Origin of the sequence: Symbiobacterium terraclitae (assembly GCF_017874315.1) — a bacterium.
In the GTDB taxonomy this organism is placed as follows: domain Bacteria; phylum Bacillota; class Sulfobacillia; order Symbiobacteriales; family Symbiobacteriaceae; genus Symbiobacterium; species Symbiobacterium terraclitae.
The window spans coordinates 1-15500 of sequence record NZ_JAGGLG010000021.1; the positions used below are offsets into that span (position 1 = coordinate 1).

Sequence of the window (15500 nt, forward strand, 5' to 3'; positions counted from 1 at the left end):
GGAAGCTCTTGGGTTGGTATCCCTGCTTACCCTCTAGCCCAGCAGGTGTGAAATCTGCACCCCGGTGACGGGGGATGACGACTCACTCCCTGTTGCAGGGCTACGACCGGCGGAAGCCGGATGCGGGAAAACTGCACGTCCGGTTTGACGAGGGGGCGTTGGCCGAAAGGCCAGCCCCTACTCTATTTGGCTAGAAGAGCTCGATCACGGCGATCGCCCCGGTGGCCACGGCCCCCACCAGCAGGCCGGAGATCGCCACGCCACTGGCCAGGGCCAGCACCGTAAGCACCAGCGGCATCCGCACGAGGTTGGCCACCGCCGCTCCCGTCCACATGCCGGTGCCAGGGATCGGGATCCCGACGAGGATCGCGAGCCCCACCCAGCCGTAACGGTGCACCTTCGCCTGGTGCCGCTCGGCGGCACTGTCGATCCGCTGCAGCCAGCGGGCCGCGGCGGGCACCTCCTGGGCGATGCGGCGGAGCATGTACATGATGAAGATGATCAGGGGCACCTGCAGGACGTTGCCGACGACGCCCAGGGCGATGGCGACGCCGGGCGGGAGCCCGCTGACGATGCCGACGGGGATGCCCACACGGAGCTCCAGGAACGGGATCGCCGAGATGGCGATCACCTTGAGCGCAGCCATCCAGTTGAACACCAGGAACCCTCCCGGGTCAGGCTTGGGCCCGAGATTCGGGGAATATGGTACCAGGGAACGGCCCTTCCGTCAAACGGGTGGTACCGCCCTGCGGTGAACGGGCGGCCTGTACACCGGTTTGACGGCGGTACCGCTCCCGGAGTTGCGGTCCCGGCGCGGGTCCGCTGGCGTCGGGGGCCGGTGCGGGGCTCTGTCGTCTTCCGGGGGGCGGGCTGCCAAGCGTTGGCCATGCTGTTTGACCTCGGCCGTCAGGACTGGCTGTGTGGCTTCGGCCCTCCTGCGGGTGCTCGCGCGTCAGCGGAGTACCCGGATGTGGCCGTTCATATCCACGCCGTGGGTGCGGATCAGCTCGTCCAGCAGCACGAACCGGTAGCCCTGTTCCCGGAGCGACTTGATGATCGCGGGCAGCGCCTGGTCGGTCTGCTTGCAGGAGTCGCTGGCGTGCATGAGGATGATCGCCCCGGGGTGGGTGAGCTTCACCGTGCGGTTGATGATGCGGTCGACCCCCGGGTTCTTCCAGTCCAGGGAGTCCACCGACCAGATGACCGTGGCGTAGCCCAGGTCCTTGGCGGCCTGCACCGAGGCCTCGTTGAACGCGCCGTTGGGCGGCCGGATGTACGTGGGGTCGCGCCCGGTGATCTCCTTCAGGATGGCGTGCGCGGCGGCGATGTTCTGCCGCGCCCCCTCCCGGCCCAGCGTGTTCAGGTCGACGTGCGCCTGCCCGTGCGACTCGATCTGGTGCCCGTCGGCCTGGATCTGCTTCACGAGCTCCACATGGTTCTTCGCCCAGGGGCCGGAGAGGAAGAAGGTGGCGGGCACCTTCTCGGCGCGCAGCACTTCCAGCACCTTGGGGGCCATCTTGTTGCCCCAGGAGATGTCGAAGGTGAGCGCGATGACCTTCTCGTCGGTCTTCGCCGAGTAGATGGGGCGCAGGTTCGGCTGGAGCGACGCGCTCACCGGCGCGGCGTCGTTGCGCTCGACCACCCGGGCCTGCGCCGGAGCTGCCGCCGCGAGCAGCAGCAGGGCGGCGGTCAACAGCGCGGTGCCTGCCCGGCGCGGCGCCAACCGGTTCCAGATCCAGTGCATGTCCATTCTCCTCCTGTGACGGGGTGTTACCAGTGTGCGTGCTCCGCGTGACCACCATGCGGGCCGTCACCGGGCCGAATCATGGCAGGGATGCCAGGGAACAGACAGGAATGAAGGGTGAACACATCGAATAGTCACGCATTCACGCCGTCAGAACTGCGAGACGGACATGAAGGGGAGGCGGACATGAGCTTCGATCATGCGGGCAAGTTGGTTGCGCGTGCGCTGCGCAACGAGGGGGTAGAGGTGGTCTTCACCCTGTGCGGGGGCCACGTGATGTCGATCTACGACGGCTGCCTGGACGAGGGGATCCGCGTCGTGGACGTGCGGCACGAGCAGACGGCGGCCTTCGCCGCCGACGCGTGGGCCCGCCTGACGGGACGCCCCGGCGTGGCGATCGTCACCGCGGGGCCCGGGGTGACCAACGCGGTGACCGGCATCGCCAACGCGCACCGGGCGCAGTCGCCCCTGGTGGTGATCGGCGGCCAGGGCCCTCACAACCTGGCGGGCAAGGGCGCGCTGCAGGAGATGGACCTGCTCTCGGTGATCCGGCCGATCACCAAGTGGCAGGTGTCGGTCACCGACCCGGCGCGGATCCCGGAGCAGATCGCCATGGCCTTCCGCAAGGCGATGGCCGGCGTGCCCGGGCCGGTCTACCTGGAGATGCCCCTGGACCTGCTCTTCGCCCCCTGGGCGCAGGGGGACGTGCGCCTGCCCGCGCCTTACCCCGGGCGGCCGTCCATGCCCGGCGACGAGGAGCGGGTGGCGGCGGCCGCGGCGCTGCTCCGGCAGGCCGACCGGCCGGTGGTGCTCATCGGGAGCCAGGTGCGCTGGTCGCCCAACTGGGAGGTGGCGCGCACCTTTGCCGAGCGGGTAGGCGCCCCGGTCTACGTCTCCGGCATGGCCCGCGGGCTGCTGGAGCCCCGCTGGATGCGCTCCCGCAAGGCGGCGCTGGCCGAGGCCGACGTGGCGCTGGTCTTCGGCACGCCCCTGGACTTCCGCCTGAACTACGGCGGCGCACCGGTCTGGAACGACGCCTGCAAGCTGATCCAGGTGGACCTGGACCCGTCCGAGCCGGGCCGCAACCGGGACGCCGACGTGGCGATCCCCGGCGACAGCGCCGCCGTCATGGCGCAGCTGCTGGCCCTGGGCGACCTGGGGGCCGACCGGCCGGAGCGCCGGCAGTGGCTGGAGCGGCTGCAGGCGGAGGAGGAGAAGCGCCTGGCCCGCATGCAGCCGGGCCTCACCAGCGCCGCCAGCCCCGTGGACCCGCTCAGGCTCTGCGCCGAGATCGACCGGGCGCTGCCAGACGGCGCGCTCGTGATCGGCGACGGCGGCGACTTCGTGGCCACCGCCGCCAACGTGCTGCGCGTGCGCCGCTACCCGGCGGGCTGGATGGACCCGGGGCCGCTGGGCACCCTGGGCGTTGGCATGGGCTTCGCCATGGCCGCCCGCCTTGCCCACCCGGACGCGCCGGTCCTGCTGCTGCTGGGCGACGGCACGGCCGGGCTGAACCTGATGGAGGTGGAGGCGGCGGTGCGGCAGAACCTGCCCTTCGTGGTCGTGATCGGCAACGACGCGGGCTGGACCCAGATCCGGCGGGGACAGGTGGAGATGTTCGGCGCCGACCGCGCCCCGGCGACCGCCCTGGCGTACGCCCGGTACGACGAGGTTGCCGTCGCACTGGGCGCCCGCGGCGAGTGGATCGAGCGGCCCGAGGACGTGGGTCCCGCACTGGAGCGGGCCTTCGCCAGCGGGAGGGTGACGGTGATCAACGTGAAGATGGGCGCCAGCGACTTCCGGGCCGGCGCGATCAGTGTGTAGCTTTCGATGGGGTGCTGGGCAAGGTCCCGACCCGCCGCCGCACCCCCGGTGGTGGAACCGATCTCGTGGGCGGGATCGCATGAGGAGAAAGGCCAGGGCGGGTAACCCGCCTGGCCTTTCGCATGCGTGCGATCTTGCGTACCCGCCGCCAGTCGGGTGACGCCGATGACGCCATCGTCTCATGTAAGTCCGAGCATTCAGGGCGCCGCCCGCCTCCGCCCCCCGTAACGGCAAGGATTTTAGCCATCGGCAGTGTGTGCCGTGGCGCATTTCCTTGCCGTTCAACCTTGAACTGGCGTGCCGGCCCCGGCAGCAGGCCGCTTGGGCTCGCTTCCGGTCGCCCAGATGCCTGTGGCGATACCTCGAAAGGCGGGGGTGGGGACCGTCCCGGTCGTTCCCCCGCACGGCAACGGCAAGGATTTTAGCCATCGGCAGTATGTGCCGTGGCTCATTTCCTTGCCGTTTAACCTTGAACTGGCGTGCCGGCCCCGGCAGCAGGCCGCTTCGGCTCGCTTCCGGTCGCCCAGATGCCCGTGGCGATACCTCGAAAGGCGGGGGTGGGGACCGTCCCGGTCGCTGCCCCGTACGGCAACGGCAAGGATTTTGAACTGGCGTGCCGGCCCCGGCAGCAGGCCGCTTCGGCTCGCTTCCGGTCGCCCAGATGCCCGTGGCGATACCCCGAAAGGCGGGGGTGGGGACCGTCCCGGTCGCTGCCCCGCACGGCAACGGCAAAGATTTTAGCCATCGGCAGTGTGTGCCGTGGCTCATTTCCTTGCCGTTTAACCTTGAACTGGCGTGCTGGCCCCGGCAGCAGGCCGCTTCGGCTCGCTTCCGGTCGCCCAGATGCCCGTGGCGATACCTCGAAAGGCGGGGGTGGGGACCGTCCCGGTTGTTGCCCCGCACGGCAACGGCAAGGATTTTAGCCATCGGCAGTATGTGCCGTGGCGCATTTCCTTGCCGTTTAACCTTGAACTGGCGTGCCGGCCCCGGCAGCAGGCCGCTTCGGCTCGCTTCCGGTCGCCCAGATGCCCGTGGCAACACCTCGACAGGCGGGTGTGGGGACCGTCCCGGTCGCTGCCCCGCACGGCAACGGCAAGGATCACGACCAGGAGTTCGCCAGCACCAAGTTTGACATGGGGAGAGTTTCCCTGTATTTCGTGATGCTTACAGGGGCGATTCCCCTATGTCCCCCGGCAGACAAAAACCCAGCAAGATCCGGGCGCCCGTGCGCGGTCGCCCGGATCTTGGCTTCGAGGAGTGGTCCCTCCGCGGGCCACTCCCCTCGTGGGCCGTGCCGAAGCGTGGGCAACGGCCCTAATCGTTCAGGTCCCGCACCTGCAGGGTGTACATCCAGAGGTCGATGGGCGGCGCGGTGCGGCCTGCGGGGCCGACGCGCCTCGACCAGTCCAGCCACAGGGCCGTGTACGGGTGGATCTGCTCGGGGCTCCAGGTGATGACCCACTCGTTGCCGCCGATGGCGTAGACGTCCGGCGTCTCCGTGGGCCGGCCCCAGTTGTAGGGAATCTGCATGGCGACTCCCTCCCTAGCGGTAGTACGGGGCGCCGGAGACCGGGCCGGGGACCATCCAGGGCAGGCCGTGGAACATGGGGTTCGGCGGCACCGGGCCGACGAGGTTCTTCACCGCCATCCGCTCCACGCGGGCGACGGCCTCGTCGGTGGGCACGCCTGACGCCGCCAGGTAGCCCGCCATAGTGGCCCGCACCAGCGTGTTGCCGTCGATGAGGTCGCCGCCCGCCTGTTCGATGTAGCGGGCGGCCACTTCGCGCGCGACTTGCAGGGCCCTTTCATCCATGGGTGTCACCCTCCTCACACCATCCTATGCAGGTGACATAAGATGGCGAGTGGAGGGATGCACATGGCACCCACCCCGCGCCGACTGATGCTCAATCCCGGCGGCGGCTTCCCGGTGCCCGGGGCGATGTCGGCGGAGCAGTTTCCCCCGGCCGTGCGGGAGTCGATCACGCGCATCTTCGCCGGGCCGCCGAAGCCTTCGGTCACACTGTCCGTGATGAACGAGGCCCAGCAGACGATGCTCGCGCCGGACCTGCCCTTCCGTGGAAACGTGTAATGATGAGCCCGCGGCCGTGACGCCTCGCGGCGGAGGCGGCCGCGCCGGTCCCGGGATACCGCAGAGGCCAGGGTGATCGGACACCCTGGCCTGCCGCCGCTCTGAAAGGGGGCAGCGCACAAGGTGGACGAGAAGGAGTCACGATTGTCCGCCTTGGAGCGGACGGCGATCCAGCACGACAAGCGAATCGGCGCCCTGGAGCGGAAACAGGCGGCCGCCGAGGCTACCGCCGAAGCGATGCAGCAGGACATTCGCGAGGCGAAGGAGGCCGCGCAGCACGCCGCGCGCGGCATCGACTCGCTCAGGCAGTGGATGCTGGCGACCATCGCCACGGTGGCCACCGGAATGCTCATGGCCATCCTCAACTCGCTGATGGGGAGGTGAGCCCGTGAACACCATCGACTGGGCCGTCAGCGTAAAGCCTGACCTGGTGCGGCTCCAGCGGGAGCGGGGCATCCCAGCCCTGTTCGCGGCCGCGCAGATGTGCCACGAGAGCTACAACACCCAGACGGGAGGCCTCACGGAACTCGCTTCCAAGTGCCACAACTACGCGGGGATGAAGTGGGCGCCGTGGCAGGCGGAGTTCGGCGCCTATCCGGTGGTCTACGGCACCTGGGAGCACATCGACGGAAGCGACCAGCGCGTGAGCGCCGCCTTCGCCGCGTTCCCCTCCTGGGAGCACTGGCTCCGCGCCTACGCCTCCCTGCTCACGGCCGACCGCTACCGGAGCGCGCTGCAGTTCGCAGCCGACCCGCTGCTGTATGGCCTGCAGGTCTGGCAGTACGGCTGGGCCACGGATCCCAACTACGCCGTCAAACTCGGCCTCTGGATGGCGCAGCTCTGGTCCCACTACGCCGACACCCTCCAGGGGGCGCCGGCCGCGCGCACGCCGGTGCCGATCCGGGACGCCGGCGGCCGCCTGCTGACCACCGGCTGGCTGGACGGCGACCGGACCGCGGCGTACCTGCGGGAACTGGCCGAGGCGATGGGGCAGGTCGTGGACTGGCAGGCGTCGGAGCCGGCCGCTATTGTGCGGTACCCGGGGCGGCTGTAGCACAGGCGTGCCGCAGAGGGGGGCGATCCTGTGACCGAGCTGCAGTGCCTGACCGAGTTCCTGGGCGCGCAGCTGCCCGAGTCGGCGCTCACCCAGGCCCTGACCTTCGCGGCCGTCACGGCTTCGCTGGTGGGGCTGCTCCGCCGCATCCCCTGGATCGATGCGCGTCGGCAGGTGGCCGGGCCGGTCCTGGCGCTGGTTATCGGGCAGGTGTTCGGATGGTGGTCCGTGGGGTTCGACCCCGCTGAGTGGCCGCTGGCCGTCGGCACCGGGCTCGTCGTCGCCCTGGTCGCCATCGGCGGGTACAGCGGCGCCAAAAATGTGGTGCAGAGCACGCGGAGGTAGAGGTGTTCCTTGTCATATGAGGCTGGTGACCTGACTCTATTAGAAACGGCCCCCATCTCAGGCGAAGAGATGGGGGCTTCCGTTACATTCACCGGGCTTGAGCACCGTGATGATTGCGGCTCGGGTTGACCGCGCCCGGAGTCTTGCCTCCTGAAGGCCAGACACGATGCCGTCGACAAGGCCGCGCAAGATTCCGCCGACGGCTGAGCATCGTGGCTGCACGATGGCTACACCAGGGGGCCGAACGCGGCAGCAGGATTGCGAGGTACGAACCACGCAACCCTGCTGCCCCTTGATTTCGGCATGGCGCGCCCGGAGGGACTCGAACCCCCGACCAACAGTTTAGGAAACTGCTGCTCTATCCTGCTGAGCTACGGGCGCCGATGACCCATTCATTATACGAACCGATCGCTGTGCATGTCAACCGCAGCGGCCGTTGTCAGAACCGGCGAGCCTGCCGGGCCTCGCCGTCCAGCAGGTTGCGGTCGTAGACGCCCAGCCCCGGGCCGTCGGGCGTGAGCACCCAGTCGATGACCAGCCCGTCCAGCCGCCTCAGCGTCGCGGAGTCGGCCTGCACCGGCACGCCGTCCACCACCAGTGCGGCCGGCGACCGCTCCACCAGCGTCAGCCGCCACGAGCCGCCACCCGGGCCCGAGTCGATCTCGATGCAGAGCGCCAGGTTGCCGCCCTTCTCCTGCATGATCGCGTTCAGCTTCTGCGCAGCCTGCGGTGTGAAGGAGAACACGGGAACCACCGCCTTCCAGTTTTTTTCTTCCATCCCGGACAGGGTGCCCGTCCGACGTGCGGCGAAACTAATACGGTGTCAAAGGAGGAGAAGCCCGTGCGCCGCAGCTGGCCCGCCGTCCTGCTCGCCGCCCTCGTTCTGGCCCTGACCCTGCCGTCCCTCCGCCGACCCGCACCCGAGCTGCAGCAACTCACCGCCCTCACGGGGCCGGGTGCCGAACAGGCTGCTGATCACGCCAGCTATCTGGCCGTCGAACGGGCCGCAGGCCAGGCCTCGGCCGTCCGCACGCCCGACCCCGGCGTCGACCGGACCGGCTGGCCGGTGATCGTCGCCTTCGGCGACAGCCTGACGGCGGGCCACGGCGTTGAGCCCGACCGCAACTACCCGAGCCAGCTGCAGGCGCTGCTGGACGAGCTGGGCTACCGCTACAGGGTGGTGAACGCCGGCGTCTCCGGCGAGATGACCGCCGGCGGCCTGAGCCGGGTGGGGACGGTGCTGGAGCACGGGCCGGAGATCGTCATCCTCGAGCTGGGGGCCAACGACGGCATGCAGGCCGTCCCGCCGGACGAGGTGCGGGCTAACCTGGCCGCCATCGTCGAGCAGCTGCAGGCTGCGGGGGCCACGGTGGTGCTGGCCGGCATGCGGGCGCCGCCCAACTACGGCAGCGAGTACGAGGCCGCCTTCGCCCGGATCTACCCCGACCTGGCCGAGGCGTACGGCCTGCCGCTGATCCCCTTCTTCCTGGAGGGGGTGGCGGGCTCGCCGTACCTGAACCAGCGGGACGGCATCCACCCCACCGCGGAAGGATACGCGATCGTCGTCATCAACGTCCTGGAGACCCTGGAGCCGCTGCTCCGCCGGTAGGCACGGGCAGCTCGGCCACGACGGTCGTCCCCCTGCCGGGCGCCGACTGCACCGACACCGTGCCGCCGAACGCCGCCGCCCGCTCCTGCATGCCCGTCAGCCCCCGGCCGGGACGGCCGGAGAAGCCGCGCCCGTCGTCCGCGAGCGTGAGCCGGACCCGGTCGGGACCCAGCGCCAGCCGCACCTCGACGCGGCTGGCGTCGGCGTGCTTCGCGCAGTTGTTGAGCGCCTCCTGCTGGATGCGGAAGAGCGCCACCGCCACCTCCGGCGGCGGCTCCGGCCCCGGCTCCAGGGCGAAGGCGACCTCGACCCCGTGCTCCTCGCCCCAGTCGGCGAGGTAAGCCCGCAGCCCATCGGACAGGCCCATCTGCTCCAGCAGGTGCGGGTGCAGGTTCTCCATCAGCCGGCGCAGCTCGGCGTGGGCCCGGCGCAGCATCTCCGAGGCGTCCTCCACCTGCTGCCGGCACTTGTCGAGGTCGGGCTGGCGGGCGGCGATCTCCAGCCGCCGCAGCGGGGCGATGATGCCCGTGCCCAGCCAGTCGTGGATGTCGCTGGCGATCCGCCGCCGCTCGGCGTCGCGCGCCTGCACCAGCTCGTTGACCCGGCTGCGGGCGAGCGCCACCGCGCGCTCGTTGGACTGCCGCTCCCGGGCCGTGGAGCGGTCCACCACGAAGGCCACGAGGAAGATCGTGCCGATGCGCAGGAAGAGGAGGCCCCAGTCCAGCGGCGCGCCGAAGGGGTTGAGGAAGAGGTAGATCAGCCCGTAGGCCGTCACGTTCACGCCCAGCAGGATGTACGGCGCGACCCGCCGCAGCACCACGGGGGCCGTGAGCGACATGAGGATGTAGGCGGGCCAGACCTCCGAGCCCCGCCCGCCGGTGACCACGACCATGGCGGTGAGGAGCACCGACCAGACGACGCAGTCGTACCACAGCAGGTAGGGCCAGCCCCGGGTGCGCAGCCAGAGCTCCAGGAAGGCCGCGGCCGCGGAGAGCGCGAAGACGGCCACCACCGGCGGCCTCAGCAGTTCCGGCCGCTGCGCCGCCAGGAGGTAGATGACGACCAGGACGCCCCAGGCGATCTGCGTCTTGTTCTCCACGGGAACCTCGGGCCAGCGCATGGCTCTGGGCACCTCCTTAATGTTATTCTGTTGGTAGTCTAATCCGATGGTCATGCCTGCATGGGCAGGCTGCAGGAGGTGTGCAGCGTGGAGCTGCGGATCATGCTGGTGGAGGATCAGACCGTGGTGCGCGAGGGGCTCAGGCAGCTCATGGAGAGCGACCCGGAGCTCAAGGTGGTGGGCGAGGCGGCCACGGTGGCCGAAGCGGTGGCCCAGGCGGGCCGGCTGCGGCCGGACGTCATCCTGCTGGACCTGAAGCTTCCGGACGGCAGCGGGCTGGACGCCGCCCGCCAAATCCTGAAGGGCAGCGACCCCCCCGCCATTATCGTGCTCTCCACCTACGGCGACGCGGCGCTGGTCAAGTCGGCGCTGGCGCTTGGGGCCAGCGGCTACATCCCCAAGACGGCCTCGTTCGCCGAGATCGCCTCAGCCGTGCGCACCGCGGCGCAGGGCGGCGTGGTGATCCACCCCTCGCTGGCCGGGAAGCTTGCGGGCCGGGGCGACGAGGAGCTGCGGGAGGAGGAGATCGCCATGCTCAGGCTGCTGGCCGAAGGGGCATCCTATGCGGAGATCGGCCTCCGGCTGTATCTGAGCGAGCGCACCGTGCGCCGGCACATGAACCTCCTCTTCGAGAAGATGGGGGTGCAGAACCGGACGCAGGCGGTGGCCGAGGCGATGCGCCGGGGGGTACTGAACTAGGAGGTCTGCCCCTTGGTCCTCCGTCTGGGCTACGTCGGCATCAACCTGACGCTCCAGGGCGCGAAGGGCGGCCCGCGGCTGCGGTCCATCACGGCGAAGCGGCTGGAGCCGATGTCGCCCCGGGAGCGGCGACCCCTGCTCTACCAGGTGGCCCGCAGCAACCTGAAGACGCTGGAGGCGGTGATCCGCTGGAACCGGGAGCAGGGGATCCACCTCTTCCGCATCACCTCGGACCTGGTCCCGCTGGCCACGCACCCCGTGGCGGCGGAGTGGGACTGGGAGGCCGACCTGGCGGCGGAGTTCGCGGCCGTGGCCCGGCTGGCCAGGGAGACCGGGATCCGCCTGACGCTGCACCCGGGCCAGTTCGTGGTCCTCAACGCGCCCGACGAGGAGCTGGTGGCCAAGTCGATGCAGGACCTCAGCTACCACGCCCGCATCCTGGAACTCCTGGAGCTGGGCCCGGAATCGGGGCTGGTGCTGCACATCGGCGGCGGCTACGGCGACAGGGCCGCCGCCGCCCGGCGCTTTGTGGAGAACTTCGCACGCCTGGAGCGGCGCATCGCCGAGCGCCTCTGGGTGGAAGACGACGACGTGACGTGGGACACCGCGGAGGTGCTGGCCATCGCCCGGGAAATTCGGCGCCCGATGGTCTTTGACCTGCACCACCACCGGGTGCTGCGGGAGGACGACTGGCTGCCCTGGCTGGAGCAGATCCTGCCCACCTGGGGCGACCTGCGGCCGAAGCTGCACTTCTCGTCGCCTCGGGACGGCCCCCGCTCCCGCCACCACGCCGCCTACATCGACCCGGACGACTTCCGGGCGTTCGCCGGGCGGGTGCCCGATCTGGATGCCGATGTGATGCTGGAGTGCAAGATGAAGGACAAGGCGCTCCTGGCCCTCAGGGAGGCGGTGCCGGGGCTGGGGTAGGGAGCGCGGAAGAGCCCGGGGCCGCGGCCTCGGGCTCTCAGTATTCGGGCATGGCGATGGTCATCTGGAGCCTGCCGGCCTCCGCGGTGAAGGCGCGGATCTCGATGCGCCGGCCCAGGGCCTGCGAGACCATGTCGCTCACCGGCAGGGCGAAGGCGGCATCCCGGGCGTCGTACCCGGACAGGTTCACTTCGACGAAGCGGCCCGCCAACCGGATCAGGGCCGGCGAGACGGGCACCCGGCCGAGGTAGGCGCCGCGGATCCGGAACTGGATCACGCCGGTCTCCGTCACCTCCGGCGCCAGGCGCAGCCGCACGCCCAGGGGGCCCAACAGCCGTTTCGGCACGACGCCCTCCGGCAGCCGCACCACCGCATCCACCTGGATGGCGCCGTCGTCGACGCTGCTGCGCACCCGCGCCAGGGGCCCGTCCGGCGAGCCGCCGCTCAGCAGGGCCGAAGAGAGCATGCCGCTGACCTCGCGCTCGTTCAGGATCAGGTGGACGTCGCCGCCGGTCCAGAAGGCGGCCGACTGCTCGCGGATCTGCCTCGCCACGGTCACATAGGCCTCGGTGCCGCCGGGGCCCTGCTCGAAGTCAGCTACGGGGGCCAGCAGCAGGGGGGCGGCCCACCAGAGCACGAGCAGCCCGGCGAGAAGCGCAGAGAGCGCGCCGGCAAGCGGGGCTCCGGTCCTGCGCAGGAGGGGCGTGGAGCGTTCTGGTGCCGCGGCGGCAGGGTGGGTGGCGTGCAGCGACATGTGATCTACCCCGTATGTAGGTTATTGGGCACACATCGATTATACATGACGTTTACATAATGTCTCAACGCGGGGCGGTCGGTTGCCAACAAACGCCGCCCGACCCGACCGCGCGGCGGCACGGTCGTGACGACGCGCACAGCGTTCGCGGTCGGTCCCTTGTAGGAATTCGCCGCGTAGCGGGTGAATTGATGCTTATGGCACTCTGGAGGGTAGGTGAGCGGATGTCGGACTACGTGTGGGAGCCCGACGCGCGGTGGCTGACGGAGTCCCGGATCGCCCGTTTCATCGCGGCCTGCGGCGTCGCGGACCTGGAGGAGCTGCAGGCGCGGGCGGCCTCTGACCCGGCCTGGTTCTGGGAGCAGGCGGTGAAGGACATCGGCATCGAATGGTACGACCCGCCGCGGCAGATTCTGGACGTGACGGCGGGCGTGCCCTGGGCCACCTGGTTCCGCGGGGCGCGCATGAACCTGGCCCACGAGGCGGTCGACAAGCACCTCCGCACCCGGCCGCACCAGCTGGCCGTGGTGTACGAGGGGGAGGAGGGCGCGGTGCGCACCTGGAGCTACCGGCAGCTCTGGGCGGAGTCGAACCGGCTGGCGGGCGGCCTGCGGGCGCTGGGGATCGGCCGGGGCGACCGGGTGGGCATCATGGTGCCGCTCATCCCCGAGGCGGTGGCCGCCATGATGGCGCTGGCCCGCCTGGGGGCCATCTTCACGCCGATCTTCTCGGGCTTCGCCCCGGGCGCCGCCGCCAGCCGGCTCGCCGACTGCGAGGCCAGGCTGCTGATCACCGCCGACGGCTTCTACCGCCGGGGGCGGCTGGTCAACCTGAAGGCCGTGGCCGACCAGGCGGTCGCGCAGGCGCCCTCCGTGCAGCAGGTGGTGGTGGTCCGGCGCGCCGGCGCCCCCGTGGATTGGACGGCCGGGCGCGACGTCTGGTACGACGACGTGGTGGCCGGCCAGCCGGCCCGTTTCGAGACGGAGCGGCTGGACCCGGAGGACCCGTGCATGATCATCTACACCTCCGGCACCACCGGCCGGCCCAAGGGGGCCGTGCACGTGCACGGCGGCTTCCCGGTGAAGGCTGCGCAGGACATGGCCCACTGCTTCGACGTGGGCCCGGGCGACCTGGTGATGTGGTTCACCGACCTGGGCTGGATGATGGGCCCGTGGCTGATCTACGGCGCCCTCTTCCTCGGGGCCACGGTCTACCTCTACGACGGCGCCCCCGATCACCCCGGCCCCGACCGGCTGTGGGAGATGATCGACCGGCACGGCATCACCCACCTGGGGCTCTCGCCGACGGTGATCCGCGCGCTGGCGCCCCACGGCGCCGAGTGGGTGGCGCGCCACGACCTCTCGAGCCTGCGGGTGCTGGGCGGCACCGGCGAGCCCTGGAACCCGGAGCCCTACCGCTGGTTCGTCGAGCACGTGGGCGGCGGCCGCTGCCCGATGATCAACTACTCCGGCGGCACCGAGATCTCCGGCGGCATCCTGGGCTGCGTGCCCATCCGCCCCCTGAAGGCGTGCTCCTTCAATACCGTGGTCCCGGGAATGGCGGCGGCCCTGCTGGACGAGCACGGGCAGCCGGTCGCCCCGGGGCAGGTGGGCGAGCTCGCCCTGACCGCGCCGTGGGCCGGCATGACCCGGGGCTTCTGGCGCGACCCGCAGCGCTACATGGAGACCTACTGGAACCGGTTCCCCGGCGTGTGGGTGCACGGCGACTTCGCCTCGAGGGACGAGGACGGCTTCTGGTACATCCACGGCCGGTCGGACGACACGATCAAGGTGGCAGGCAAGCGCGTGGGCCCCGCCGAGTACGAGTCCGCGCTGGTGAGCCATCCGCAGGTGCAGGAGGCGGCCGCCGTCGGCGTTCCCCACCCGGTGAAGGGGGAGTCTGCGGTCTGCTTCGCGGTCCTCCGTCCGGGCGCGGCGCCCAGCGACGCCCTGGCCGCCGAGCTCAGGGAGCTCCTGGCCCGGGAGATGGGCCGGCCGCTGCTGCCCGAGGCGATCCTGTTCGTGGCGGCGCTGCCCAAGACCCGCAATGCCAAGATCATGCGCCGGGTGATCCGGGCGGCCTACCTGGGCGGCGACCCGGGCGACCTCTCGGCGCTGGAGAACCCGGAGGCCGTGGAGGAGATCCGGCGGGTGAGCGGACAGGCGCGGGAGGGATAACTGGTTCGCTTTTCGGAAGCGCCAGGCTGCGCCGCGTGCTATCATCTCAGCTGGAGGGGGTGACGGCATGGCCGGTCTGGCACCGGGCGAACTGCAGTGGGACGAGGGCCTCTACCAGGCGGTGCTCCGCGCCGACGCGTCGGCGGACGGCCGGTTCTTCTTCGCCGTCCGGACCACCGGCGTCTTCTGCTACCCCTCCTGCTCCTGCCGGAAGCCCCGTCGGGAGAACGTGCGCTTCTTCGCCAGCGCAGGGGCGGCGGTTGCGGCGGGCTTCCGCCCCTGCAAGCGGTGCCGGCCTGACCTGGGAGGCGGCGTGCGGGGCTACGAGGCGGCGCTGGTGCAGAGGGCCCTGGCGCTGGCGCTGCGCCACGGCCCGTCCGGGATGGCCCGGGAGCTCTCGGTGAGCCTGCCCCACCTGAACCGGCTGTTCCGCCGGCACCTGGGCGGGAGCGTGCGGCAGTGCGTGCTGCGGCTCCGGGCGGAGCGCGCGGCGGCGCTGCTCGACGCCGGGGCCTCGCCCCTGGAGGCCGCCGACGCCTGCGGTTTCCGCAGCCTGAGCGCGTTCTACGCCGCGTTCCGCCGCGTCCACGGCATGGCCCCGGGCGAGTACCGGCGCCGGCATCACAAGGAGGGTGCGAGGGATGCAGTACACGTGTTGTAGCACCAGCTTCGGCCCCGTCTACGTGGCCTGGACGGAGCGGGGCATCGCCTGCGTCTCGGGCGAGGAGCAGACCGACGAGGCCTTCCGCGCCCGGTGCCGGGCCTACACCGGCCAGGTGCCCGTGCGCGACGACGGCCGGCAGGCGGAGCTGCAGGCGGTGCTGCAGGGGTGGCTGGACGGCGTGCCCTACGAGGGGCCTATCGACCTCGCCGCGCTCAGCCCGTTCGCCAGGGATGTGCTGGCTGCCTGCCGGGCGATTCCCCGGGGCCGGGTGCGCACCTACGCCGACCTGGCCGCTGCCATCGGCCGGCCCAAGGCCGTGCGGGCGGTGGGCGGCGCCCTGCGCCGGAACCCCGTGCCCCTCCTGATCCCGTGCCACCGGGTGGTGCGCAGTGACGGGACGATCGGCCAGTTCAACATGGGCGGGCCCGAGGTGAAGCGCCGCCTGCTGGAAATGGAGGGCGCACTGTAGGAGGGTTATCCGTTCGGCGGCTGGA

Annotated in this window: 18 protein-coding genes and 1 tRNA gene; 11 read left to right on the forward strand and 8 right to left on the reverse strand. The window is 70.8% G+C overall.

Annotation, left to right across the window (positions count from 1 at the left end; translation table 11 throughout):
- Nucleotides 1–190: 190 nt before the first annotated feature.
- Entirely contained in the window at nt 191–658 is a 468-nt protein-coding gene (locus J2Z79_RS11950; RefSeq protein ID WP_209467126.1) for a small multi-drug export protein, read from the reverse strand.
- A gap of 294 nt (nt 659–952) precedes the next feature.
- Entirely contained in the window at nt 953–1744 is a 792-nt protein-coding gene (gene pdaB / locus J2Z79_RS11955) for a polysaccharide deacetylase family sporulation protein PdaB (RefSeq protein WP_209467127.1), read from the reverse strand.
- 186 nt (nt 1745–1930) lie between these two features.
- Here pdaB and J2Z79_RS11960 point away from each other — a divergent pair, with 186 nt between their 5' ends.
- A complete protein-coding gene (locus tag J2Z79_RS11960; RefSeq protein ID WP_209467128.1) occupies nt 1931–3568 on the forward strand; it encodes a thiamine pyrophosphate-binding protein in 1638 nt (545 codons plus the stop codon).
- Nucleotides 3569–4882: 1314 nt separating this feature from the next.
- On the opposite strand, the gene J2Z79_RS11965 is transcribed toward J2Z79_RS11960, so the two are convergent.
- Nucleotides 4883–5098 carry a hypothetical protein gene (locus J2Z79_RS11965; protein ID WP_209467129.1) on the reverse strand — a complete coding sequence of 72 codons (216 nt, stop codon included), beginning with the start codon at nt 5096–5098 and terminating at the stop codon, nt 4883–4885.
- Nucleotides 5099–5111: 13 nt separating this feature from the next.
- A complete protein-coding gene (locus tag J2Z79_RS11970) occupies nt 5112–5381 on the reverse strand; it encodes a hypothetical protein (RefSeq protein ID WP_209467130.1) in 270 nt (89 codons plus the stop codon).
- Between the two features lie 63 nt (nt 5382–5444).
- On the opposite strand from J2Z79_RS11970, the gene J2Z79_RS11975 reads away from it, so the two are divergent.
- The 4 genes from J2Z79_RS11975 (at nt 5445) to J2Z79_RS11990 (ending at nt 7056) form a co-directional block, all read left to right on the forward strand.
- Nucleotides 5445–5657, forward strand: a complete 213-nt coding sequence (locus J2Z79_RS11975) for a hypothetical protein (RefSeq protein ID WP_209467131.1) — start codon at nt 5445–5447, stop codon at nt 5655–5657.
- 144 nt (nt 5658–5801) lie between these two features.
- Entirely contained in the window at nt 5802–6041 is a 240-nt protein-coding gene (locus J2Z79_RS11980; protein WP_209467132.1) for a hypothetical protein, read from the forward strand.
- A gap of 4 nt (nt 6042–6045) precedes the next feature.
- Nucleotides 6046–6711 (forward strand): glucosaminidase domain-containing protein, encoded by a 666-nt coding sequence (locus J2Z79_RS11985; RefSeq protein WP_209467133.1) that lies wholly within the window; start codon nt 6046–6048, stop codon nt 6709–6711.
- A gap of 30 nt (nt 6712–6741) precedes the next feature.
- A complete protein-coding gene (locus J2Z79_RS11990; RefSeq protein ID WP_209467134.1) occupies nt 6742–7056 on the forward strand; it encodes a hypothetical protein in 315 nt (104 codons plus the stop codon).
- A gap of 304 nt (nt 7057–7360) precedes the next feature.
- Here the strand turns inward: J2Z79_RS11990 and J2Z79_RS11995 are convergent.
- Nucleotides 7361–7437: transfer RNA gene (locus J2Z79_RS11995), tRNA-Arg, on the reverse strand.
- A 58-nt stretch (nt 7438–7495) separates the two neighbouring features.
- Nucleotides 7496–7801 (reverse strand): hypothetical protein, encoded by a 306-nt coding sequence (locus tag J2Z79_RS12000; protein ID WP_209467135.1) that lies wholly within the window; start codon nt 7799–7801, stop codon nt 7496–7498.
- Between the two features lie 96 nt (nt 7802–7897).
- Between J2Z79_RS12000 and J2Z79_RS12005 the strand changes: the two genes are divergently transcribed.
- Nucleotides 7898–8665, forward strand: a complete 768-nt coding sequence (locus J2Z79_RS12005) for an arylesterase (protein ID WP_342589478.1) — start codon at nt 7898–7900, stop codon at nt 8663–8665.
- On the opposite strand, the gene J2Z79_RS12010 is transcribed toward J2Z79_RS12005, so the two are convergent.
- Entirely contained in the window at nt 8625–9785 is a 1161-nt protein-coding gene (locus tag J2Z79_RS12010) for a sensor histidine kinase (RefSeq protein WP_209467136.1), read from the reverse strand. The two genes, J2Z79_RS12005 and J2Z79_RS12010, sit on opposite strands and share 41 nt — an antisense overlap.
- Nucleotides 9786–9872: 87 nt before the next feature.
- On the opposite strand from J2Z79_RS12010, the gene J2Z79_RS12015 reads away from it, so the two are divergent.
- Together J2Z79_RS12015 and uvsE are read left to right on the forward strand one after the other, a co-directional pair.
- The gene (locus tag J2Z79_RS12015) at nt 9873–10484 is read left to right on the forward strand and encodes a response regulator transcription factor (protein ID WP_209467137.1); all 612 of its coding nucleotides are present in this window, start codon (nt 9873–9875) and stop codon (nt 10482–10484) included.
- A 12-nt stretch (nt 10485–10496) separates the two neighbouring features.
- On the forward strand, nt 10497–11411 hold the full coding sequence (uvsE, locus tag J2Z79_RS12020; protein ID WP_209467138.1) for a UV DNA damage repair endonuclease UvsE: 915 nt from the start codon (nt 10497–10499) through the stop codon (nt 11409–11411).
- A 37-nt stretch (nt 11412–11448) separates the two neighbouring features.
- Here the strand turns inward: uvsE and J2Z79_RS12025 are convergent, their stop codons facing one another.
- A complete protein-coding gene (locus tag J2Z79_RS12025) occupies nt 11449–12165 on the reverse strand; it encodes a hypothetical protein (RefSeq protein ID WP_209467139.1) in 717 nt (238 codons plus the stop codon).
- Between the two features lie 224 nt (nt 12166–12389).
- Here J2Z79_RS12025 and J2Z79_RS12030 point away from each other — a divergent pair, with 224 nt between their 5' ends.
- The 3 genes from J2Z79_RS12030 (at nt 12390) to J2Z79_RS12040 (ending at nt 15475) form a co-directional block, all read left to right on the forward strand.
- Nucleotides 12390–14342, forward strand: coding sequence for an AMP-binding protein (locus tag J2Z79_RS12030; RefSeq protein WP_209467140.1), 1953 nt, complete (start codon nt 12390–12392; stop codon nt 14340–14342).
- Between the two features lie 67 nt (nt 14343–14409).
- On the forward strand, nt 14410–15003 hold the full coding sequence (locus J2Z79_RS12035) for an Ada metal-binding domain-containing protein (RefSeq protein WP_209467141.1): 594 nt from the start codon (nt 14410–14412) through the stop codon (nt 15001–15003).
- A complete protein-coding gene (locus J2Z79_RS12040; protein ID WP_209467142.1) occupies nt 14984–15475 on the forward strand; it encodes a methylated-DNA--[protein]-cysteine S-methyltransferase in 492 nt (163 codons plus the stop codon). Before J2Z79_RS12035 ends, J2Z79_RS12040 begins: the two co-directional genes overlap by 20 nt.
- Nucleotides 15476–15500: the final 25 nt, after the last annotated feature.

Coding starts and splice junctions, on each gene's coding strand:
- pdaB (WP_209467127.1), bottom strand. CDS start 1,744: ATGCACTGGATCTGGAACCGGTTGGCGCCGCGCCGGGCAGGCACCGCG.
- J2Z79_RS11960 (WP_209467128.1), top strand. CDS start 1,931: ATGAGCTTCGATCATGCGGGCAAGTTGGTTGCGCGTGCGCTGCGCAAC.
- J2Z79_RS11965 (WP_209467129.1), bottom strand. CDS start 5,098: ATGCAGATTCCCTACAACTGGGGCCGGCCCACGGAGACGCCGGACGTC.
- J2Z79_RS11970 (WP_209467130.1), bottom strand. CDS start 5,381: ATGGATGAAAGGGCCCTGCAAGTCGCGCGCGAAGTGGCCGCCCGCTAC.
- J2Z79_RS11975 (WP_209467131.1), top strand. CDS start 5,445: ATGGCACCCACCCCGCGCCGACTGATGCTCAATCCCGGCGGCGGCTTC.
- J2Z79_RS12010 (WP_209467136.1), bottom strand. CDS start 9,785: ATGCGCTGGCCCGAGGTTCCCGTGGAGAACAAGACGCAGATCGCCTGG.
- J2Z79_RS12025 (WP_209467139.1), bottom strand. CDS start 12,165: ATGTCGCTGCACGCCACCCACCCTGCCGCCGCGGCACCAGAACGCTCC.
- J2Z79_RS12030 (WP_209467140.1), top strand. CDS start 12,390: ATGTCGGACTACGTGTGGGAGCCCGACGCGCGGTGGCTGACGGAGTCC.
- J2Z79_RS12035 (WP_209467141.1), top strand. CDS start 14,410: ATGGCCGGTCTGGCACCGGGCGAACTGCAGTGGGACGAGGGCCTCTAC.
- J2Z79_RS12040 (WP_209467142.1), top strand. CDS start 14,984: ATGCAGTACACGTGTTGTAGCACCAGCTTCGGCCCCGTCTACGTGGCC.